We start from the raw sequence: 22,094 nt of genomic DNA on the forward strand, positions 1-22,094 counted from the left end.
ATGATGGATAGAGATATCATCACCTGTCAAGTCGTACGCTGTGTTGCTTATGCACACCCCCGGAGAGACGCCATGACCTCACAACAGGATCTGCTCGATACGCTGGCCCTGGTCGCCCGCGCTTTGGGAAACGGGCATCGGCTGGCGTTGCTGGAGCGCCTGGCCCAGGGTGATGCCTCGGTCGAAACCCTGGCCAACACCGCCGACCTGACCATCGGCAATGCCTCCCAGCACCTTCAACACCTGCGTCGGGCGGGGCTCGTCACTGCCCAGCGTTCCGGCAAGCAGATGATCTATCGCCTGACCGATGAACGGATCGTCAACCTGCTGGGCCTGCTCAGGCAGGTGGCCGAGACCAACCTGGCCGAGATGGAGCGTCTCGTCGGTCGGCTATTCGCGGATGATGACGCCGATAGCGCTATGGAGGCGGTCAGCCGGGACGAACTGCTGGCAGCGCTTGCAAGCGGCAAGGTGGCACTGCTGGATGTGCGCCCCGAGGAGGAGTACGAGGCCGGCCATCTGCCCGAGGCAATCAACATCCCACTGGAGCAGTTGGAAGACATGCTGGGCAAGCTGCCTAAAGACAGGGAGATCGTGGCCTACTGCCGAGGCCCCTATTGCGTCCTGTCGCACGAGGCCGTACAGCGCCTGCGTCAACTCGGCTATCGAGTTCGACGCTTCGAGGAGGGGTACCCCGAGTGGAAAGCGGCGGGGCTGCCCATAGCCTGACATGAGGTACCGCCATGTCCGATATTCTCATGGCTCATGAGCCGATCATATGCGGGGGGGTGCCCTTCTCTCACTTCTGCTCACTGGCTCTGTGCCAGCCTGACCAGGCTGCGGATCGCCTGCATGTCATGGCGAAGCAACAGGCGCTGGTCATCTTCCAGACGCGCCAGATCGATCCACCCATCGGGAGTGGACTCGGCCTTGACGCTGGCCTGTTGCGCTGTCAACAGGATGTCCTGAAGTCGATCCAGTGCGGCGATAAGACCGCGGGCCTGGGCAGCTGTCAGTGCGTCCTTCAGCACCAATGCGGGCAGGCGCAGCCGCGTGTCCATGACACTCACTCCATGGCGAAGCGCCAGCAGCCGTACGGCATTGACCAGCGGAATCAAACCCTGCAGCTTCAGGTTGATGGCATTCTCGTGGGGCGCTCCCTCACCGTTGCCCGCCAGGCGCCCGAAACGGTCCAGAGCCACGGGTGTCTCATTCAGCAGTGCCGCCATCTCATCGAGGAACAGGCTCGAGCGAGGCATCAGTTGCTGAACGTGGTCGCTCAGTGATTCGACGAGGCCAGCGTCGCCATGCACCGGATGGAAATCGAGCAGGATATTGCTCTGCTGGACGCGCTTGATGCGCCGATCGCTGGTCCACAGCGTCAATTGATCGCGCCATTCCGAGAGCCGCTTTCGCCACATCGGCCAGCGCGCCATGACATGGCCGGTGCATAGCGGGATCCCCGCCTCATCCAGCCGTGCCGTGAACCGCTCCCCCAGTGACTGGAAGAAACCATCGATCTCGGTATGCCGTGTATCGGGGTAGTCGGCGATGATCATGGCGTTGTCCTGGTCCGGGCCCAGGAGGCTCTCATGGCGGGCACCGGAGCCGAGGACCAATACACAATAAGCGACCGGTGGCACTCCCCAACCCAGCCCCTTCATCTCGTTGAGCGAAAGCTGGATGGCCCGGCGGTAGAGCAGTTCGTTATGGTCACTGATCAGTTGGCTGATGCGCCAGGCGGGAATATCGAGCCGCTGCAGCGCCTCGACCAGACGTGTTTGCCAGGCATGAGCCACCGCCAGGTCCGGGGCGGAGCCCAGCTCGGTCAGCGCATCACGCAGGGGGGCAAGCAAGGTAGAAAGCGTCTCGGGGGCGGGCAAAGTGTCGGCGGCAAAGAGTTCACGCCAAGGCGAGGCACGGTGCAGTAGGCGCATGGAGGCTCCCAAAATAGGCTACCCACAGTTTACGACTGCACCGTGCTGTTTTCCCTTGTCCTAATGGATAAGAGCAATCAGCGCGACTTGAACATCTCGTCGCCGACCTGATCGATATAGCGCTGAGCCTTGCTGACCATCAGCTGGTCACAGGCCTCGCGGCCGGGCACCAGGTCGGAACGCTCGAAGCGGTGCTCGAGCATTTCACCGTCAGCGCCCGGCTTGCGGATCCAGCCGCTGACGCGGCACTGACCACCCTGGTCGGCCGGCTCGGAAATGATCTGGTAGCCCTTGTACTCGACGGCCTCGGCAGCCGGCGCGCTTTTGGGCGTATCGTCACCTGAACCGAACAGGCCAGAGAACAGTTTTTTTAACATACAACCTCCCAAGACAGGAGCGTCGGCCAAGCCGGCGCCACCACAGGCATCCTTTCAGGGAACGCCTGATTTATGTTGCGAGCGAAGAGAGGTTGGCCGCCACCGGAGCACAGAAACCGGAGCCTATGCAGTACTAGGTGAGGATTTCGAGCACCGCTGGCGGCCAAGATATCGAGCGCAGTAATAAATCAGCGTTTCCTTAGTCCTGCTTGCGGCCCTTACCGGCAGCGATACGCAGGCGCAGGGCGTTGAGCTTGATGAAGCCCTCGGCATCCTTCTGGTCGTAGGCGCCGGCATCGTCCTCGAAGGTGGCGATGGATTCGTCGAACAGCGACTGCTCCGACTTGCGCCCGACCACGCTGGCACTGCCCTTGTAGAGCTTGATGCGCACCACGCCGGAGACGTTCTTCTGGGTCTCGTCGATGGCGGCCTGGAGCATGCGGCGCTCCGGGCTCCACCAGTAGCCGTTGTAGATCACCTTGGCGTACTTGGGCATCAGCTCATCCTTGAGGTGCGCCTCTTCACGGTCCAGGGTGATCGACTCGATGGCCCGGTGAGCCTTGAGCATGATGGTGCCGCCCGGTGTCTCGTAGCAGCCACGGGACTTCATGCCGACATAGCGGTTCTCGACGATATCGAGACGACCGATGCCATTGTCGCCACCCAGCTTGTTGAGTGTCTCGAGCACCTCGTGGGGCATCATGGCCTTGCCGTCGAGGGCGACGATGTCGCCGCGCTCATAGGTGAGCTCGACGTAGGTGGGCTGGTCGGGCGCCGCCTCTGGCGAGACGCTCCAGCGCCACATGTCCTCTTCCGCCTCGGCCCAGGGGTCTTCGAGGATGCCGCCCTCGTAGGAGATGTGCAGCAGGTTGGCATCCATGGAGTACGGCGACTTCTTCTTGCTCTTGGAGAAATCGACCGGGATGTCGTGCTGCTCACAGTAGGCCATCAGCTTTTCGCGGGACGTCAGGTCCCACTCGCGCCAGGGTGCAATGACCTTGACCCCGGGCTTGAGCGCGTAGGCGCCCAGCTCGAAGCGCACCTGGTCGTTGCCCTTGCCGGTGGCGCCGTGGGAGATGGCGTCGGCGCCGGTCTCGTTGGCAATCTCGATCAGGCGCCGGGCGATCAGCGGTCGTGCAATGGAGGTGCCCAGCAGGTACTCGCCTTCGTAAATGGTGTTGGCACGGAACATCGGGTAGACGTAGTCGCGAACGAACTCCTCGCGCAGGTCCTCGATGTAGATCTCCTTGACGCCCAGGGCCTCGGCCTTGGTGCGTGCCGGCTCGACTTCCTCGCCCTGACCGATGTCGGCGGTAAAGGTCACGACCTCGCAGCTGTAGGTTTCCTGCAACCACTTGACGATGACGGATGTGTCCAGCCCGCCGGAATAGGCAAGCACGACCTTCTTGACATCGGACATTCGGGGCTCCTTTCTGGTAAGCATCATAAGCCGTCAAGTATAGCGTGGCTGTTGCCCGGCGAATACCGGCGGCGGGACGTGCGAGCGGCAAACTGCTAGACTTTCGCGGATTCGGCGGGGCCTGGCCCCGACTTCTTTCGAGCCGACCAATAAGGAACACGATGCTCACGATAAGGAGAGGCGCATGAGTGAAGCGATCGCCCGCGAGCTGATGGCCCAGCGCTTCCGGAGCTTCCTGCCCGTGGTGGTAGACCTGGAAACCGGTGGTTTCAATGCCGAACGCGACGCCATACTCGAGATCGCCGCGGTAACGCTGACCATGGATCCGGAAGGCAACCTGATCCCGGACGCCACCTACGCGTTTCATGTGCAGCCTTTCACGGGCGCCAACGTGGAGCAGTCGGCTCTCGACTTTACCGGCATCAAGCTCGACGACCCGCTGCGCCAGCGTGTCGCTCTCAGCGAATCCGACGCACTGGGTGAGATCTTCAGGCCGGTGCGAAAGTCGATCAAGTCCCATGGCTGCACCCGGGCCGTGCTGGTGGGCCACAATGCCGCCTTCGATCACGGTTTTCTCAATGCCGCCGTCGCTCGCTGCGGCATCAAGCGCAACCCCTTCCACCCCTTTTCCAGTTTCGATACCGCGACCCTGTCAGGCCTCATCTACGGCCAGACGGTACTGGCCAGGGCGTGTCGCGCCGCTGGCATCGCCTTCGACAACCAGGAAGCCCACTCGGCGCGCTACGATACCGAGCGTACCGCCGAACTCTTCTGCGCCATCGTCAATCGCTACAAGGATCTCGGCGGCTGGGCCCTGGCACAGCGGGAGCAGGGGCTGGAGGAATTCTAGAAACGACACAGACCCGCAAATTCACCTCGCGGGTCCTTGTCGACGATCCAAAGCGACTGCCCAAAGTGTCAGCCGGCAGGTCAGCCGTTGCCACCCTGTCTTCCTGCTGTCGCAACGACGAAGGCCGAGCCAAACACTTAAAACGCCATCAGTTCAATACACTCATAGATATATTTGACATTAATTTGATGCAGGTCACTTTGATTAAGAGTATTCTGAAATCGTCTAGCATCTACCATAGCCAAAGTTAAGTTAGAAAAACACCCAAGAACACCACGCTTAATAAGCATTAATTAAACCAGCAATGACAATAAGCCCAGCAATTGACTGTTGCAATTTCATTTCATACCTGAATCGAATGAAACCCTCATCAATAACGCCAACAATCCATTCCTGACCAACGCACTGAAAGAAGGCATTTTTCTCAGTCACAGGAACGTTGGCACAGTTAAGTGATTCCTACTTTACTCATTCTCCAATGCAGTATTAGAGGATCTTTTGACCTCACAATTTGCTTACCCTGAGGCCTGATGGGGCCCCCTGGGATGCTCACCCGAGGGAGAGCATTAACACTGCTGGAGATATTGAAGTGACCGACGAACTCAGCCTGCTGGAAGCCCAGCAGGGCGTCCATGAACTCATTGCCCAGCAGGCCCCGCTGGAGAAGACCCTTGAAGCGATTGCCCATTGGATCGCCATCCAGTTCCCCGGGGCGGTGGTGGCCTTCATGCGTTACGACCCGACGCGCTGCTCTCTCAGCCTGTTTCCCAGTCATCGCTTCTCTCGGAACTATTTCGAGCGGCTCCAGAATGTTCCTATCGGCACTGCAGCGGCCTCTTTCGGGGCGGCCGCTTATCTTTGCCGGCAGGTCATCACGGAGGACATCCAGACTGACTCGCGTTGGGAGCGCTTCCGCAGTGCGGCTTCTGCCGAGGGACTTCGTGCCTGCTGGTCGAGCCCGGTGGTCACCGCGAAGGGCGAACTTCTGGGAACATTCGGCACGTATTTCAAGGAGGCCAGCGCTCCCAGCGAAATGAGCAAGAGACGACTTCGCCAAGCCGCGGCCCTGGTCGCCCTGGCGATTATCAAGGATCGCGACAGCCGTCATCACCGAACGCTGTCCGAGTGGCACCGCTCGCTGTTCGTGAACCATCCCCATGGGGTCTATGAATTCGATCTAGAGGGCAAGTTCCAGCGCGGCAATATCGCCCTGGAATGGATCACGGGCTATCCCGAGAAGGCCCTTGTTGGCCGTCACTTCAACGAATTTGTGGATGCCGACCACCGCGAGCTGACCCAGGAGGCCTTCGATGCGGCCATGGCCGGTACTTCACGTCAATACGAAACCGTGGGCACCCATGCGGAAGGACACCCTTATCACCTCGAAGTGACCAACTTCCCAGTGATGGTCGACGGCGAAATCGTGGGCGTCTACGGCATTTGCCATGACATCACTCAGCGCAAGCGTCAGCAATCCGAGCTACGTCTGCTCCAGCGGGGCATCGAGGCCAGCCCCAATGGGGTTCTCATGGCTGATGCCACCCAGCCAGACATGCCCCTCGTCTATGCCAATGAGGCCTTTAGTCAGCTGACGGGATATGCATTGGACGAAGTGCTCGGCATGAACTGCCGCTTCCTGCAAGGCAATGATACCCGCCCTGGCGACGTCGAGGCGATCCGGCAAGCCCTGTCGAGCTGCAATAGCGTTCAAGTCACGCTGGTCAATTATCGCAAGGATGGTACGCCGTTCTGGAATCGGCTGGCTATCAGCCCAGTTTTCGACGAGACAGGCAGCTGCTCCCACTTCATCGGCACCATGGTAGACATCACCCGAGACCGAAACCAGGAAGCCCGAATTGCTTATCAAGCCACCCACGACCTGCTCACTGACTTGCCCAACCGGTCGGCGCTGGAGGTTCTCCTCGAGCAGGACTTTCGCTTGAGCAAGCGCGATCAGAGCTTGCTGGCGGTGATGTATCTCGACCTTGATGGCTTCAAGGCAATCAACGACGGCTTGGGCCACGCCATCGGCAACCAACTGCTGATGGCGGTGGCCGATCGTCTTCGTCTATTGCTTGGCGCCAACGACACCCTGGCACGCCTCACCGGAGACGAGTTCGTCTTCCTGATGCCCGACTTCAAGTGCCGAGACGAAGCGGAAGCCACCGCTGAGCAGATACTTTCAGCTTTGGAGCGCCCGTTCGACATCAAAGGGCGTCCCTTGCATATCAGCACCAGCATTGGGATTGCCAGTAATGATGAGGATGTTCATCAGGCCCATGAGTTGCTACAGCACGCTGATATTGCTGTGGAAGCGGCCAAACAGCAGGGACGCAACACCTGGCAGTGGTATGAAGGAGATGAAAGGCGAAACATCAGCGAGCACGCGCTGCTACGTCATGACCTTTATACTGCGCTATGCGAAAACCAGTTCGAGCTTTATTACCAACCCATCGTGGATGCCGTCAGTGGTCGGATCCGCAGCGTCGAAGCGTTGGTCAGGTGGCACCATCCAAGACATGGGCTGGTGTCGCCTGGAATTTTCATCCCTATCGCCGAGCAGACAGGCCAGATCATACCGCTGGGCCGCTGGGTACTTCGACAGGCTTGCCAGAACCTGGCCGACCTTCACGCCAAAGGCGAACGCGTGTTTCCAGTGGCCGTCAACATCTCGTCGCTGCAGTTCCGCCGTGACGGTTTCCTCGATGAGCTACGACGCATTCTGGACGAGACCGGCCTCCCGAGCGAACTGCTGGAGTTGGAGATGACCGAGAGCATTCTTCTGGGGGGGGCCAAACAGGCCATCGAAATGATCCGGACCCTTCGTGGCATGAACATCACGGTTGCCATCGACGATTTCGGCACTGGTTTCTCCAGTCTCAGCTACCTGCGGGACCTGCCTATCCACAAGATCAAGCTGGACCGTGCTTTTATTCGTGACATGCTCACCAACCACAGCAATGCGGCCATCGTTCAAGGCATCATCGCCATGGCCCATCACATGGGCCTGGTGGTGGTGGCCGAAGGTGTCGAAGAACATGAACAGCAGCAAGATCTTATCCGGCGCGGGTGTGACCTGCTTCAAGGATTCCACTTCGCCAAGCCAATGCCGCTGGAAAGCCTCCGAGCCCTGCCTGACCTTCTACCCGTTGACCCTGCTTGATGGCACACGGGACCAAGTCACGGAAAATCAAGGGAAACGGTATTTTTCCCTATAAGAAGCATGTATCGCTTTTCCCTTTTCAAGCTATCGCCAAGGAGACTCGCCGGTGACATTCAAGCTGCTTGCCGCCCGCTTGATCATGGCTGTCACGGTGCCAGTGATTCTCGTAACGGCCACCCTGTATCCAATTTTCCAGGCACACCTTGATGCTCGTCTCGATAGCACGATATCCATAGCCAACGCCAAGATTGAAGCTGGCGAAAGATCATTGAAGAGAGAAGTCAACGCCAGCATCAACCATCTTTTGGCAACGGCCGAAATGCCATTGCTCAAGCGTTACCTCAGTGGCGTGGGAGTCGCCCGGTCTCCGTTTCAGGAGGAGATGCAACAGATCACCGCAGCCCAACTTCACACCTTGCTCGATACGTTGTTGCCTCATTATGTCCGCTACACCCAGTTCAGCTTGATAGACCTCGACGGGCGAGAATTGCTGCGCGTCGGCCATGATCCACTAGCCCAGGCAGAAAACCATGTCACCGCTATCTTCTTCCAGGAGGCGATGACACTTGCACCTCGTGATCTCTACATCTCCCCACCTCGCCGTCATTTGCCACATGAGAGTGGTCATACGGTTGGCATCGCTGTGATGGATATCACGACGCCGGTTTTCGATACGGAGGGCACTCGCAAAGGTGTTCTGCGATTCACGCTGGATTGGGAGTACCTGGCCGCCGACATTGAACAGAATCTGGCCATGGATGCTTGGGGTCATCCCTTTATGGTGGATTCAGAGGGATCCTGGCTACTTACCGAAACACAGGGGCCGCTCTCCTTCGGCGGCAGCTTCGCGACTGACTCACCCGAGGTCTGGGAAGCCCTCCAGTTACGCCATCGTGGCAAAACAACACTCAGCAACCGACTGGTCATATTCAGTGCGTACGATACCCGCACCTACCACTACCAAAGCCTGGCCGGCATGGTAGTCAGCCAACCGGGGCGGGATCCCTGGCAACTCGGCGTCATCATTGAAAAGCCCAGCCTTGGCGAGCTTCTCGCGGAAGATGTCACACCACTACTGATCACCCTGCTGCTTTACGTACTGTCGATCACCTTCGGTGTGTTCTGGGCAATCAGCTACCATCGGCAGCAGAGGCTGAGGCACCGAACGCAGCGGCTTTCCCACGAGGCGCATCAATATGCTCATGATGTCAGAGATCTCTACGAGAACGCGCCCTGTGGCTACCATTCACTGGATAGTGATGGCCGGGTGGTCAAAATCAATCGAACCGAACTCAATTGGCTGGGATACAGCGCTGCTGAGGTAATAGACAAGCGACTGTATCGGGATTTCATCACTCCCGAGACTCGCGATGCCTTCGACACTGCCTTTCAGGGCGTCCTGGGTCCGGATCAGGAGGGATCGGCCGAATGCGCACTGCTCACGCGTAGCGGGGAGCGGCTTCCCGTTATCATCCAGGCCACGGCGTACATCGCTGCTCACGGCTTCGTGCATTCTAGGGCAATGGTCTTCGACCTGAGCGAACGCAAGAAGATGGAAGAGACACTGGCACAACAGGCCATGACAGACCCACTGACAGGGCTGGGTAACCGCCGTTTTCTTCAAGATCAGGCGGCCATGGAGATAGCCCGAGCACGACGCAGTGGAGCTCCGCTTGGCCTGATCGTCATCGATCTGGATCACTTCAAGCGTATCAATGACGAATACGGCCATGACGTAGGGGACATTGTCCTGCAGGCTTTCGCCAGGACGGCCAAGGAACAGCTTCGTGAGGGCGATGTGCTGTGCCGGATGGGCGGCGAGGAATTTGCCGTCCTGCTCCCTGATACCACCCAGCATCAGGCCCTTCAGGTAGCCGAGCGACTCCGCCAGGCACTTGAGACCTCACCGGTAGAGGTTGACCACGAACTCAACGCAGGGAGGAAGCTCAATTACACCGCCTCCTTGGGCGTGACGTTGGTGATGGCCGATGAGCCTTCACTGAAGCCGGCAATCAAGCGTGCCGATAGGGGGCTTTATCTGGCCAAGGAGCAAGGTCGCAACCAGGTGAACTGGCAGAACGGCATGGCTGACTGAACTGGGCTGGTGAGCGTACGTATCCCCGGATCGTCAACGTAGGGCGCTTGCAGAGAAAGCGCCCACACAGGCCCGGCCGGAACGTCAAGGACCCGCGAGTTCGCCTCGCGGGTCCTTGTCGACTATCCCAAGTGACTGTCCAAGACACTAACCGATCAGGCGTTACCGCCTTGTTCTTCCTGCTCCTTGGCACGTGCCGCCGCAGCCTTGATAAGGGTCTCCAGCTCACCGTTCTGGTGCATCTCGCCGACGATGTCGCAACCGCCGACCAGCTCGCCTTCGACCCACAGCTGCGGGAAGGTCGGCCAGTTGGCATATTTGGGCAGCTCGGTGCGGATATCCGGGTTATCCAGGATATTGACGAAGGCAAAACGCTCTCCGCAGGCCATCAGTGCCTGTACGGTCTGGGCGGAGAAGCCGCACTGGGGCAACTGCGGGGTGCCCTTCATGTAGATCAGGATGGGGTTTTCGCTGATCTGGCGCTGAATGTTCTCGAGGGTGGTGCTCATGTGCGCTCCTGTTGGATCAATGGTACTGACGGCGCCGCAAAATACCCGACCACGACGCTCAGCTTTTGCTCATGACCTCATTCTACTGATGACGGGCGCATTGCGCATCCCCTACGGGCTGGATAGGATGGGGGTTTTTTCGCGCGGAGAGATCCCCATGGCGACACGCCATTTCCTGACCCTGCTGGACCTGAGCCCGGAAGAGCTCCACTACCTGATCCAACGCGCCATCACGATCAAGAACCGCCTGCGTGCGCAGGGGCCAACTTACTCACCCTTCACCAACCGCACCCTGGCGATGATTTTTGAGAAATCCTCGACCCGCACCCGCGTCTCCTTCGAGACCGCCATGGCGCAGTTCGGCGGCCATGCGCTGTTCCTCTCTCCCCGCGATACCCAGCTTGGCCGGGGTGAGCCCATAGAGGATACCGCACGGGTACTGGCCGAAATGGTCGATGCGGTCATGATCCGCACCTTCTCCCATGAGGGGCTGGAGGCTTTCGCTGCCGCCAGTTCGGTGCCGGTCATCAATGCGCTCTCCGACGACTACCATCCGTGCCAATTGCTGGCCGACGTGATGACCTGGACCGAACTGCGCGGCAGCGTCAAGGGGCGCACCGCCGTATGGGTCGGAGACGGCAACAACATGTGCCACTCCTGGATCAACGCCGCGCGGCAGTTCGATTTCCAGCTGCGCATCTGCTGCCCCAAAGGTTATGAACCACGCCAGGACATTCTCGATGCCGCCGGCGATCGCGTCAGCGTTCTGCATGACCCCCAGCAGGCCGTTGTCGATGCCGACCTGATCACCACCGATGTCTGGGCCTCCATGGGTCAGGAGGAGGAACAGGCCAAGCGTGAAGCGGACTTCGCCGGCTACCAGGTCAGCGAGGCCCTGCTCGACCGGGCCGGTCACGACGTGCTGTTCCTGCACTGCCTGCCGGCCCACCGTGGCGAAGAGATCAGCGAGACCCTGCTAGATGACCCGCGCAGCGTGGTATGGCAGGAAGCCGGCAATCGCCTGCATGCCCAGAAGGCATTGATCGAGTTCCTGCTGCTGGGGCGGGGGGAGGACTGACCGGCCCGCCTGTGCCGCCGGCTCAGCGCCCGGCGGCACAGGTGGATGACTCGAGCAGCCCTGTCAACGCATGGATGGGCAGTGGCCGCGAATAGAGATAGCCCTGGTAGGCATGGCAGCCGTGGGCCTCCAGCCAGTCGCGATGCGCCTGGGTTTCCACGCCCTCGGCGATGACCTCCAGCCCCAGATTGCGCCCAAGGCTGATGATCGTGGCGCAGATCATCTCATTCGACACATCCTGGAACAGGGTGCGTACGAAGGATTGATCAATCTTGAGCTGGTCGAGCGGCAGGCAGCTGAGATAGGAAAGGGATGAGTAGCCGGTGCCGAAGTCGTCCAGCGAGAAGCACACCCCCATGGCCTGAACCCGCCGCATCGTCTCGCGCACCGCCTCGGGTTCCTCCATGAACAGCGTCTCGGTCAGCTCCAGCTTCAACCGCTCCGGCCGCGCACCGGTGGTCTCGAGTACCGCCGAGAGACTGGCCACGAAATCCGGCTGCTGGAACTGCAGCGGGCTGATATTGATTGCCATGGTCAGCTCGGCAGTTCGGGGATCACTGGCCCACCTCGCCAACTGTCGGCAGGCCGTCTCCAGCACCCAATTGCCGATGGAAACGATCAGGTAGCTCTCTTCAGCCACAGGGATGAAATCATTCGGCGGAATCATGCCGTGCTCCGGGTGCTCCCAGCGCAGCAGCGCCTCGACTCCGGTCACCTGCGACTTGCCGTCCACCTGGATCTGATAGAAGAGTTTCAGCTCATCGCGCCTGGCTGCCTGGCGCAGGTCCGACTCGATCATGGCGCGTCGCACCGCCACCGCCTGCATCACGGGATCGAAGAAACGCAGCGTATTGCGGCCCGCCTGCTTCGCCTGGTACATGGCCATCTCCGCCTGCTGCAGGCACTCCTCCGCTCGCCCGACACCATCGCCGAGCAGGGTGATGCCGATGCTCCCGGAGAGCAGGTGTCGACGCTCGCCCAACCAGCAGGGCTGTGTCAGCTTGCCCAGCAGCTTGGTTGCCAGGCGCTCCGCCGCCTGCGAGGTTCCGTCGATAGTCTCGCCCAGGCTCTCCGCCAGGATCACGAACTCGTCTCCCCCAAGGCGGGCCACCAGATCGACATCGCGACTGACCGCCTGGATGCGCCTGGCCATGAGCTGCAGGAGTTCGTCGCCAAGCTGATGGCCCAGGCTGTCATTGATATGCTTGAAACCATCCAGGTCGATGAACAGCAAGACGCTCTGCTGTTCGCTCTGCCGTGACGCTTCGAGCGCCTCCGCCAGCCTGTCCAGCAACATGCGACGATTGGGCAACCCCGTCAGCGGATCAAAGAAGGCCAGCCGATGCGCCTCCTGCTCGGCCGCCTTGCGGTGCGTCAGGTCGCTGATCGTCGCCACATAGTGGGTGACCTCCCCCTGCACATCCTTTACCGCACTGATGGTGACCCACTGCGGGTAGGTATCGCCGTTCTTGCGCCGGTTCCAGACCTCACCCTGCCAGCTGCCTTTCTCATGAATGCTGCCCCACATCTCACGGTAGAAAGATGCATCATGGCGACCGGAGTTGAGCAGCCGCGGATTCTCACCCAGCACTTCATCGGCACTGTAACCGGTGATGCGTTCGAAGGTGACATTGACCTTACGAATGATGCCGTCGGCGTCGGTGATGAACATGCCAAGGTGCGTCTCGAACGCCATATCGGCGATGCGCAGTTCCGCCTGCAGGGAGTGGTTGATCTGCCGCAGCGCCTGTTCGCTGCACTGAAGCTCTGCCTCCGTGCGAGAAAGGCGCAGGTAGTGAAGCAAGATCAGCAGGCCGAGTGCCGCAGTCAGTAGCCAGCCGAAGGTCAGTATCACCACTTGCTGATACCACGAAGCGAGCACGCTGCGTACGCTGAAGCCCACGGCGGCCACGATCGGCATGCCCTCGACTCGCCCGATACCGAAGATCCGGCTGTCCCCGGCCAATGGCGAGCGAATGGTAACGGCCCCACTTCGATCGCCGGCAATGAGTTCAGCTACCGCCGGAGCATCGACCTGCATGCCCAGCGCCTGTGTCATGGGCAGGCTCTCCAGATCCGGCCGCCGGGCGATCAGGCGCAGGTTGCCGTCGATGAAGGCGATACTCTCGCCAGGATCAAGCGTCAGCCGCTGAAGCGCATGGGTCAAGAAGAAGAGATCCAGTCGTGCCGCCGCAACACCGAGGAAAAACCCGTCGGCATCGAACATGCGCCTCAGGTAGAGCATGCGATGATCGCCCGACTCCGGATTCCAATAGCTATCGGAGTGGCTTTGGTCGTAGTCCTGAAGAAACCTGCGTATGAAGGCACGCTCCTCCATGTCATGTCCCGGGAACCCAGGGTTTCCAATCGTATAGAGTGTCTCACCGGTATGACTGATGATGCCGAGCGCATCCAGGAAAGGCAGGCTCTGCTGGCGCTGAGAGACCAGGGATTCAAAGGCCCTGGCGAAGCGTTGATCGATATCGCCATCGATGGAGAGGGCAAAGAGGTTGGCCAGGCCGCTCAGCGTGTTGTCGGTGCTGTTGAAGGTGCCTGAAGCCCACTCCGCCATAAGCTCTGCCTGTGCCAGCACACGACCCTCGGCAGCATCCAGCTCGCGGTCATGGCGCTCCTTCAAGGCCCAGACAATGACAAGCAGCACTAGAGTGACCGCCATGGTATAGATCATGGAGGCCTGCAATGCCGACCAGCGCCGCCGTGGCTGATTTCGAGCATGAATCATTGCTCGAGAGCCCGTAAGATCGTCTCGCCTTCCGTCACTGCGCACCCAGCTCCTGCTTCAGCAGGAGCTCCACCCGGCGGTTCTCGGCGCGCCCCTCCGCCGTCTCGTTGCTTGCCAGGGGACGGGTCTCGGCATAGCCCACCGCGCGCAGGCGCTCGATATCGACGCCCAGTTCGGCCAGGTACCGCAGCACGGCGATGGCCCGCGCCGACGAGAGCTCCCAGTTGGAGGGAAAGCGTGCCGTGGCAATGGGAATGCTGTCGGTATGCCCCTCCACCGAGACGTCGCCATCGAAGGATTGCAGCAGCTCACGCAGCCGACCCAGCACCTCGCGCCCCTGAGAAGTCAGGTCCGCCTGGCCGCTGGAAAACAGCAGGTTGTCATCGATACGCAGCGTAATGCCCTGCTGCCCCTCTGCCATGCTGATGCCCTCGATATCGAGTCCGGAGAATTGCGGCTGCAGGCCATCATGGCGCGGCTTGAGTCCGGAGCCTGCCACCATGCGAGCCGCCGCTTCGGCCTGGGGGGTGATGAAAGCAGCGCTATCGCCGCCATGCCGGCTGCCCTGGATGGCCAGACCGTTCCCTGCCAGTGAGAGCAGCAAGACAAACAGGGTGATGAGCAGCGTAAGGACATCGAGATAGCTCATCAGCCAGCCATCGCTATCGCCCTCTACCGTCGGAGGGGCGAGCATGTCACGCATACCGCGATCAAGCATTCTGCCCCTTTCCTTTTCCGGTACCCTCGCCCTCTCCACGCGTACGATCGGAGACAATGGGATCGCGAATCTCGTCATGATAATTCGCAACGAAGGAGTTGAGCGTCTCTTCAATGAAGGAGGGCAGGCGCCGCTTGGTGATCAACGAGATGCCCTCGAAGACCATGTTCATGGCGATGAGACGCTCTTCTGTGCGTCGCTCGAGCTTCACAGCAATAGGCTTGAAGACGAGGTTGGCCAGCAGGATGCCGTAGAAGGTCGTGAGCAGGGCGATGGCCATGCGAGGGCCGATGACGTGGAGATCGCCGGCCTCCATGACCTCCAGCATGTTCACCAGCCCCACCAAGGTGCCGATCATGCCGAAGGCCGGTGCGTAAGTGGCCATTGTGCGGAATATCTGCGCCTCGGCATGCTCGCGCGCCTTGAGTCGGGCGATGCGCCAGCGCAGCAGGTCGAAGATTTCGTCTTCCTTGGTGTTGGCTATCACCAGTTGGATGCCGGTACGCAGGAAGGGGTTGCGCGCCTTTTCCAGAGCCTCCTCCACGGCTCGGACATCCCCCTTGAACCACAGCCGCGAGATATCCACCAGCTCCTTGATGTCATCTCGCATGTAGGTGTTCTCGCGCCGAAACACCAGCCCCACCAGACGAACCACCCGAACGACCTCCTTCAGCGGATAGCTGATGAAGGTGGCCGCCATGGTGCCGGCCAATACGATGGCAAGCCCGGGAAGGTTAAGAAAACTCTGTGGCGACTCGGCGGTGAAGAAGAGTACGCTGACCAGCAGAATGACGCTGGCGAACATACCGATGATGGTTGAAGGATTCATGCAGGCTCCTGATAGGGGCTTCGAGTCTAGGGCATCAATCGGCGGGATAGGCCGAAACTTGAGGTGCGAGCTGCAGAGAAGCGGGCCGCACATGATCTATGTCAAGCAATTCGCTGACCCTCCAAAGTATGCAGCGTTCAGCATGGGCAGACACGGGACTCAAGTTTCGGCCGTGTCTGCCGATGTAACAGGTAACGGGGAATCCGGTCCCCACAGCCGACAGAGACGATGGGAGTCTCCATGCATCAATGCGCCGAAAAGGATGGACGCTGCGTCATCTGCGACGGACCGCTTCCATTCGAATTCACCATGGCCTTCCAGCCGATCGTGGACCTTGCCAGCGCCCGCGTCACCACCCATGAAGCCCTGGTGCGCGGCCCAGCGGGCGAGTCAGCCTACAGCATCCTGTCCCAGGTCACGCCCAAGCTGCTCTACCGCTTCGACCAGGCTTGCCGCGTCCGGGCCATCGAGATCGCCAGCCAACTGGGCATGAGCGAGGACCTGTCGATCAATTTCCTGCCCAATGCCGTCTACGAACCTTCCGCCTGTATCCAGGCGACCCTGGCCATCGCTGCCAAGGTGGGCTGGCCGACCGACCGGCTGGTCTTTGAAATCACCGAGACCGAGAAGGTCCGCAGCCAGGAGCATCTCCGTGGCATCATCGAGGCCTACCGCAGCATGGGGTTTGCCACCGCCCTCGATGACTTCGGCAATGGCTTCGCCAACCTGGACCTGCTCACCGACCTTCGCCCGGACCGACTCAAGATCGATCGTGTCCTGGTGGATGGCTGCGACAGCGACCCACGCCGGCAGGCCATCCTGCGCGCCATCGTCGGGCTTGGCAGTGAGCTGGGCATCTCTCTCATCGCCGAGGGCGTGGAAACCCGTGAAGAGGCGCTGTGGCTGGGGCGCAACGGATTGACGCATCAACAAGGCTTCTACTATGCCCGCCCCAGCCTGGCGAGCCTGGTTACCGGCCTGGAGCCCCGGCTTCACACCCTGAGACAGGAACTGTAGCTGGGTGGCAAGACCCTCAATCGATCGAATACGCGCAGAAGTCGCATCATGACAAAGTCCTGAGTGAGATCTCACTCAGCAGGGAGCCCAGCAACATGCCAGAGCAAGCGGATTTCAATCCTTGCACTATTGCACTTCATCCGATTCACGACACGGAGCACGCTCATGTGGCGGACCGCCTGGTCTATCGGCAAAGTGGCATGAACGAATCCGATGACACGATGGCCGACACTGCCCGGGCACTGTCCAGCGCAGTTTATGAACTCGGTGATGCCGGCCTTCTGGCTGAGCGAACGCTCTTCGTCGACCTGCCGATGGCATGGCTCGCCAGCCCGGAGCTGCTTCCTACCCCGGCACCGCGCATGGCCATCGGCATCGCCGATATGCCGGAGGTGGATGAGAAGCTGCTCGTCCGCCTGGACGACATGCGGGAACGGGGTTATCGCATCGTCCTGCCCGCCAGCTTGGTGATGCAGTATCTCGAGGCGCTACTCCCCAGAACCGACATCATTCTGGTGACGACACCCCATGACATCGATGCCAAGACTCTCGAACGCCTCCCCGCCCGTAACATCAAGCTGCTGGTGGAAAACATCGATGACCGTGAAGAGCTCGAGCGCTATCGCGAGATCGGCTGCGCTTACTTTAACGGGCACTATCTGGCGCGCCCCAGCTTCATCGCCTCCCCTCCCCGGGGGAGACACGGTAACCGCGCGGCACAGATACGATTGATTCGGGCGCTGTACGAGGAAGACAGTGACATTCATCGTCTTCAGGAACTCGTGGTACAGATACCTCACCTTCATGTGGCCGTACTGAGGCGTGCCAACTCGAACTACTACAACCGCGGCGGAAAGGAGATCGATCTATATCGGGCGATGCAGGTGCTCGGCCTGATCGAGCTAAGGCGGCTCATTCTTACACTGACCCTAGCCAGCCTCCAGCCGTCGTCCAGGATCATCCTGCGCATGGCGCTGATCCGAGCATTCATGTGCCGCAACCTGTCGGCCCCTTTCCCCACCCTGGATGCCGAAGACGCCTTTACCACCGGTCTCTTTTCGATGATGGATGCCCTGCTCGAGGAAGATCGCGACACCTTGCTCGCGCAGCTACCGCTCAACCCTCACATCCTGGCTGCATTAAAGGAGCGTGCGGGGCCCTTGGGGGCGGTACTGACGCTCTGCGAGAATCATGAGCGCCAGGTGGAGGAATCCATCAACGACATCCCGGCTGACCAGTTGCACAGCTGCTACATGGATGCCTTGGCCAGCGCACGCGCCTTGATGAACAATCTGTAGAGCCATGCCTCTATCGAAAAAGGGCCGGCTACTCTGCCTGTTCGCCCAGCCGGCTGCGAAGCCGGCTGACCGCCTGGCTGTGGAGCTGGCAGACCCGTGACTCGGTCACGCCCATGACGACACCAATTTCCTTGAGGTTCAGTTCCTCCTGGTAGTAGAGCGCCATCAATAGCTTTTCCCGCTCCGGTAGCGCCTCGATCCCCTCCACCAGCTGCTGTCGCTTCTGCTGGTCGATCAATTGCTTGTAAGGCGTATCCGCCGTGGCGTCTGCAATACCGGGCTCCACACCCTCCGCCAGCAACGCCTCGAACGGCAGCAAGTGCCCGCTGTTGGTATCGTTCAACAATTGGCGATACGTCGCCAGATCCATGTCCAGCTCAGCGGCAATCTCTGTCTCCTCGGCATGTCGCCCGAGTTGCTGCTCCAGCCGCCTGACGGCCTCATCGACCGCCCTGGCATTGCGCCTCACGCTGCGGGGCAGCCAGTCCCGGCTTCTGAGCTCATCCAGCATGGCGCCACGAATGCGCTGGCTGGCAAAGGTGGCAAAGCTTGCTCCCTGGGAGGAGTCGAAACGCCCCATGGCTTCAAGCAGCCCGACCGTACCCGCCTGGATCAGGTCATCCAGCTCGATGCTCGCCGGTAGGCGCACCTGTAGGGAGAGCGCCTGTCGCCTGACCAGCGGAAGATACTCCGCCAGCATGTCCCCCTGATCTATCTTGCCTCGTGCTGTGTACATACGCTTGCTCTCGTGGCTGCCAGCCCATTTCAAAGGGTGCTGATTCACTCAACAGGTTTCGCTTGCTTCAGTACCGTTAACTGTCACAACGCCCGCTACCCCGCCGACTGCCGTCATATGAACCCGCTGCGGCACGCTCCTGTTCATGGTGGTTCACGATGACCTGCAGCCCCTGCAACGTCATGGCTCGCTGTCCGCGCTCCCGCAGCGCAAACTGGAAGTAGAGCGCCGAATCCGCCGGTATGCCCGCGAATGCTTCGGTGTGTCCCCGCGGCCCTGCCAACGTGACACACCCACCGGCGTGACATAGCCGGGCATTCACCTCGGCGCCGGACGAGGTCTGGAACTGCCAGCTCACCCGCCCCATGACCTGATTCCGGGCCAGTTCGGCCGTGGGCGGCACCATATCCGCAGACTGGACCTGCCGCTCCGACATAACCACCTGCACTGCCGGGGCACTGGCCACCCAACTGCCCGATGCCTGTGCCAGGCTGGCAATGAGTGTGCCTCCCAGCCCCAGCAACAGTTTCGCCCACGACTGCTGTATTAGCTTCATCTTGCCAATACCAGCAGCTCGATACCAAGATAGCTTGACGCGGCATGACGCAGATTACTCAGCAGCCCCTGTCGTCCAACGCTCGGCGGATGGACCAGCAGCATCCGCTGCGGCCCACCACGCTCGGCTACCTGCTTCAACACGCGATAGGCGCGACGGAATGCCTCCGGATCTGCATCGACCCAGAGCGCCCAACGCGCCTGCTCGCCGGCAAGCACCGGCAGATGCGGGCTGCCTGCAGGCAGTGACACCACCCGCCATGCCCGGGGATTGCCTACCCAGTCACGACCCTCGTTGGCCCAGGCCTCGAACAGCTCTGTGACCTTACCGGTATGATGCGCGCCGGTGCCGGGAAGCCCCAATACCATCAGGGTCGTGTCCGATTCCAAACGCCGCCTCGGGCGCTGCGCCGAGGCCTGTGCAGAGGACGTGGGAGCCGAGCCGACATGGCCAGCTGGAGCGGCGCCTCCTCCCAGTGATACCAGCATCGCAGCAACGTGGTCGGGGCACGCCTCCTGGGGAGCTCTTGGCGTCATGTTCGACCACTTGCGTAGCCCGGCGGCCTGATCCATACCCATCTAGCCTGACTCCCTTTCACCGAGACCCAGATGCCGAATCGCATCACGTACCATGAACAGTTGCATGAGGGATTCCAGCAGCGCCACGTCACGGCGACGCTGACGTCCTCCAGACAGGCCCAACAGTTCGGCGCGCAGGTCCATTGCCGCTTCGTCTTCGGCCAGGTCCAGATGCGCCGCAACTGTCGCAAGACCACTTGCCATCAGCAGACGCACATCGGGCCTCACCTCCCCCAGTTCCGAAGGGGCCAGCCGCTGCCAGGCCCGCCGCGTCAACTGCGGCAGCGCATCACCCTGAAGCTGCGCCACCAGCAACGATTGCGGATCACGCCCCAGTCGTGCCGGCGTCACCCAGTAGCGCTTGGCCAGAACGCGCCCGCTCTCCGTATCACGCACATCGCCAAGCCAGGCTTGCACCAAGACCGCTTGCACGCCCTTCCCTGCCTTGAGAGCCACTGCCACCGGCAGGCTCGAGAGGGCGAGGCGCCCCGGCGACCCACGAAAGCGACAGGCCACATCCCCCAGCGGCTCGGCCAGCTCACCCAGCGTCGACAGTGACAGACGCTCGCCGGCATGCTCGACGCGCTGGCTGCCACGCACCTGGCTGCACCAGGTGATGGCCTTCTCCTCCAGCCAGTCAGCCGCTTCGCCATCGGGCAAACCCTGTAGCAGATGCACGCTGACCGCCAAGCGTTGCAATGCATCCTCCAGTCGCGCCTGTTGCCCAGCTACCTGGCGGTGCTGAAGCAGTGGCAACGCCAACCAGCCCCCCTCCGGGTCGATGGCGATATCCGGCATGGACCAGCGCTCGCCCTTGACTCGCCGACGCTCGCTCCACAGCATGCCCAGCGCCTGCTCGGACGCTGGATAAGAGGACAGCAGTGACTCCAGCCGCCGCTGCTGGACGACTGCCGGCAGGCCGAGCAGATCCCAGACCGCTTCCAATTGCTGAAATCCTGTCAGCCGTTGCCGCAGGGCCAGCAGCGTACTGGAGAGGCGGCGCCCCTGCCCCAGCAGGTTGGGGGAGCGCGCCGGCGCTTCCACGGCGCCCTGACGGGGCGTGGATTGCGCCATGGCAACGCGGGCCTCCAGGGCGCGGTCAACCAGTGCCGGCACGTCGGCCACGGACATATCCTCCGGCACGCGCTGGCCATGGGAGACGAACAGCAGGCGCAGGCCATGGCGCATCACGATATCCAGCACCGGCGCCAGGCGCCCGGCTTCATCCTGCTTGGTAATGATGCAGTCGCTGAGTTCAGCACCCGCCGCCTGTGCCGCCTGGCGATAGCGGATCACCACCTCTTCCAGTGTCTCGGGCTGACTGGCCGCATTGAGCAGCAGCACCAGTCTCACCGGGGCATCGCCACCACGCAGGTGTGCCACCTGCTCAATGACACGATGGTCACGCTGGCTCATGCCAACCGTATCGATGATGACCCAAGACTTGCCGCGCATGCGCTCGAGCAGGTCGGAGACCGGCTGGTCGGCATTCAGTGCATACATGGGGACATCGAGCAGCCGCGAATAGATTCGCAACTGCTCGTGGGCGCCGATACGAAAGCTGTCGGTGGTCACCAGGGCGACCGGGCGGGTACCGTGACGCATGACGTAGCGAGCGGCCAGCTTGGCGGTAGTAGTGGTCTTGCCGATGCCTGTCGGTCCGATCAGGGCCACGATGCCGGCACGATCCAGGAAAGCGTCCTCGTCGTCGAGGCCCTCCAGACGGTTGACCAACTGGCGGTGCAGCCAGCTCATGGCACGTGCATCCATATCCTGGCCGACCAGCTCTTCCGGCAAGGCCGAGACCACCTCACCGGCCAACTCCTGACGGAAGCCGGCCTCAAGCAAAAGATGCTGAAGCTGTTCGCGAAGGCCACCGAGCGCCGCCGGCGCCTGCTCGCGCGACAACAGCGCACGCATATCCTGCATCTCCTCGAGCAGCCTCGCACTCATGGCTTCGAAGGCACTCGACGCACCCTGTCCAGCAGCCGGAGGCGCAGAAGCGTTCGTCTGCGCGTGCCGTTGAGGATCGTCGCTACCACCCGGCGCCGCCGACTCGGCCATGGCCAGAATCTCGACGCCGTCATCTACTCGCCGGTTGGCCAGGATGAGGGCCTCATCGCCCAGAGCTTCGCGCACCTGGCGCATGGCATCCCGGCTGTTCACGCCGGTAAATCGCATGACACTCAT

18 protein-coding genes are annotated in these 22,094 nt (G+C 61.1%); 7 read left to right on the forward strand and 11 right to left on the reverse strand.

The genetic code is table 11. The features are described from left to right. Nucleotides 1–72: 72 nt before the first annotated feature. The gene (locus LOKO_RS13495) at nucleotides 73–729 is read left to right on the forward strand and encodes an ArsR/SmtB family transcription factor (RefSeq protein ID WP_066450389.1); all 657 of its coding nucleotides are present in this window, start codon (nucleotides 73–75) and stop codon (nucleotides 727–729) included. Between the two features lie 80 nt (nucleotides 730–809). On the opposite strand, the gene LOKO_RS13500 is transcribed toward LOKO_RS13495, so the two are convergent. The 3 genes from LOKO_RS13500 to LOKO_RS13510 form a co-directional block, all read right to left on the reverse strand. Then, entirely contained in the window at nucleotides 810–1,937 is a 1,128-nt protein-coding gene (locus tag LOKO_RS13500) for a DUF294 nucleotidyltransferase-like domain-containing protein (RefSeq protein WP_066450390.1), read from the reverse strand. A gap of 77 nt (nucleotides 1,938–2,014) precedes the next feature. Further along, entirely contained in the window at nucleotides 2,015–2,314 is a 300-nt protein-coding gene (locus LOKO_RS13505; protein WP_066450391.1) for an HlyU family transcriptional regulator, read from the reverse strand. Between the two features lie 199 nt (nucleotides 2,315–2,513). After that, a complete protein-coding gene (locus LOKO_RS13510) occupies nucleotides 2,514–3,734 on the reverse strand; it encodes an argininosuccinate synthase (protein WP_066450397.1) in 1,221 nt (406 codons plus the stop codon). A 184-nt stretch (nucleotides 3,735–3,918) separates the two neighbouring features. Here LOKO_RS13510 and rnt point away from each other — a divergent pair, with 184 nt between their 5' ends. The 3 genes from rnt to LOKO_RS13525 all read left to right on the forward strand — a co-directional run bounded on the left by rnt (nucleotide 3,919) and on the right by LOKO_RS13525 (nucleotide 9,842). Next, nucleotides 3,919–4,584, forward strand: a complete 666-nt coding sequence (gene rnt / locus LOKO_RS13515; protein ID WP_066450400.1) for a ribonuclease T — start codon at nucleotides 3,919–3,921, stop codon at nucleotides 4,582–4,584. 589 nt (nucleotides 4,585–5,173) lie between these two features. Next, nucleotides 5,174–7,747 carry a sensor domain-containing protein gene (locus tag LOKO_RS13520; protein WP_066450403.1) on the forward strand — a complete coding sequence of 858 codons (2,574 nt, stop codon included), beginning with the start codon at nucleotides 5,174–5,176 and terminating at the stop codon, nucleotides 7,745–7,747. Nucleotides 7,748–7,853: 106 nt separating this feature from the next. Continuing rightward, nucleotides 7,854–9,842: a diguanylate cyclase gene (locus LOKO_RS13525; protein WP_235588866.1), complete on the forward strand. Its 1,989-nt coding sequence runs from the start codon at nucleotides 7,854–7,856 to the stop codon at nucleotides 9,840–9,842. Between the two features lie 155 nt (nucleotides 9,843–9,997). Here the strand turns inward: LOKO_RS13525 and grxD are convergent, their stop codons facing one another. Beyond that, a complete protein-coding gene (grxD, locus tag LOKO_RS13530; RefSeq protein ID WP_066450406.1) occupies nucleotides 9,998–10,351 on the reverse strand; it encodes a Grx4 family monothiol glutaredoxin in 354 nt (117 codons plus the stop codon). 157 nt (nucleotides 10,352–10,508) lie between these two features. Between grxD and argF the strand changes: the two genes are divergently transcribed. Beyond that, a complete protein-coding gene (gene argF, locus LOKO_RS13535) occupies nucleotides 10,509–11,429 on the forward strand; it encodes an ornithine carbamoyltransferase (RefSeq protein ID WP_066450408.1) in 921 nt (306 codons plus the stop codon). Nucleotides 11,430–11,451: 22 nt separating this feature from the next. On the opposite strand, the gene LOKO_RS13540 is transcribed toward argF, so the two are convergent. From LOKO_RS13540 to LOKO_RS13550, 3 genes are all read right to left on the reverse strand, one after another. Then, on the reverse strand, nucleotides 11,452–14,118 hold the full coding sequence (locus tag LOKO_RS13540) for a bifunctional diguanylate cyclase/phosphodiesterase (RefSeq protein ID WP_158509947.1): 2,667 nt from the start codon (nucleotides 14,116–14,118) through the stop codon (nucleotides 11,452–11,454). 88 nt (nucleotides 14,119–14,206) lie between these two features. Beyond that, on the reverse strand, nucleotides 14,207–14,890 hold the full coding sequence (locus tag LOKO_RS13545) for an OmpA/MotB family protein (protein WP_066450412.1): 684 nt from the start codon (nucleotides 14,888–14,890) through the stop codon (nucleotides 14,207–14,209). Further along, entirely contained in the window at nucleotides 14,883–15,719 is an 837-nt protein-coding gene (locus LOKO_RS13550; protein WP_066450415.1) for a motility protein A, read from the reverse strand. The genes LOKO_RS13545 and LOKO_RS13550 overlap by 8 nt, the downstream gene beginning before the upstream one ends. Before the next feature lie 240 nt (nucleotides 15,720–15,959). On the opposite strand from LOKO_RS13550, the gene LOKO_RS13555 reads away from it, so the two are divergent. Together LOKO_RS13555 and LOKO_RS13560 are read left to right on the forward strand one after the other, a co-directional pair. Beyond that, complete coding sequence (locus LOKO_RS13555) at nucleotides 15,960–16,736, forward strand: EAL domain-containing protein (protein ID WP_066450419.1); 777 nt, start codon at nucleotides 15,960–15,962, stop codon at nucleotides 16,734–16,736. A 95-nt stretch (nucleotides 16,737–16,831) separates the two neighbouring features. Further along, nucleotides 16,832–18,034: an EAL and HDOD domain-containing protein gene (locus LOKO_RS13560; RefSeq protein WP_083517591.1), complete on the forward strand. Its 1,203-nt coding sequence runs from the start codon at nucleotides 16,832–16,834 to the stop codon at nucleotides 18,032–18,034. A 28-nt stretch (nucleotides 18,035–18,062) separates the two neighbouring features. Here the strand turns inward: LOKO_RS13560 and LOKO_RS13565 are convergent, their stop codons facing one another. From LOKO_RS13565 to flhF, 4 genes are all read right to left on the reverse strand, one after another. Next, nucleotides 18,063–18,770: an RNA polymerase sigma factor FliA gene (locus tag LOKO_RS13565; RefSeq protein ID WP_066450426.1), complete on the reverse strand. Its 708-nt coding sequence runs from the start codon at nucleotides 18,768–18,770 to the stop codon at nucleotides 18,063–18,065. 76 nt (nucleotides 18,771–18,846) lie between these two features. Continuing rightward, the gene (locus tag LOKO_RS13570; RefSeq protein ID WP_066450427.1) at nucleotides 18,847–19,326 is read right to left on the reverse strand and encodes a flagellar protein FlhE; all 480 of its coding nucleotides are present in this window, start codon (nucleotides 19,324–19,326) and stop codon (nucleotides 18,847–18,849) included. Beyond that, entirely contained in the window at nucleotides 19,323–19,904 is a 582-nt protein-coding gene (locus LOKO_RS13575; protein WP_144439665.1) for a hypothetical protein, read from the reverse strand. The genes LOKO_RS13570 and LOKO_RS13575 overlap by 4 nt, the downstream gene beginning before the upstream one ends. Then, the gene (gene flhF, locus LOKO_RS13580) at nucleotides 19,905–22,094 is read right to left on the reverse strand and encodes a flagellar biosynthesis protein FlhF (RefSeq protein ID WP_201025326.1); all 2,190 of its coding nucleotides are present in this window, start codon (nucleotides 22,092–22,094) and stop codon (nucleotides 19,905–19,907) included.

Origin of the sequence: Halomonas chromatireducens (assembly GCF_001545155.1) — a bacterium.
Lineage (GTDB): Bacteria > Pseudomonadota > Gammaproteobacteria > Pseudomonadales > Halomonadaceae > Halomonas > Halomonas chromatireducens.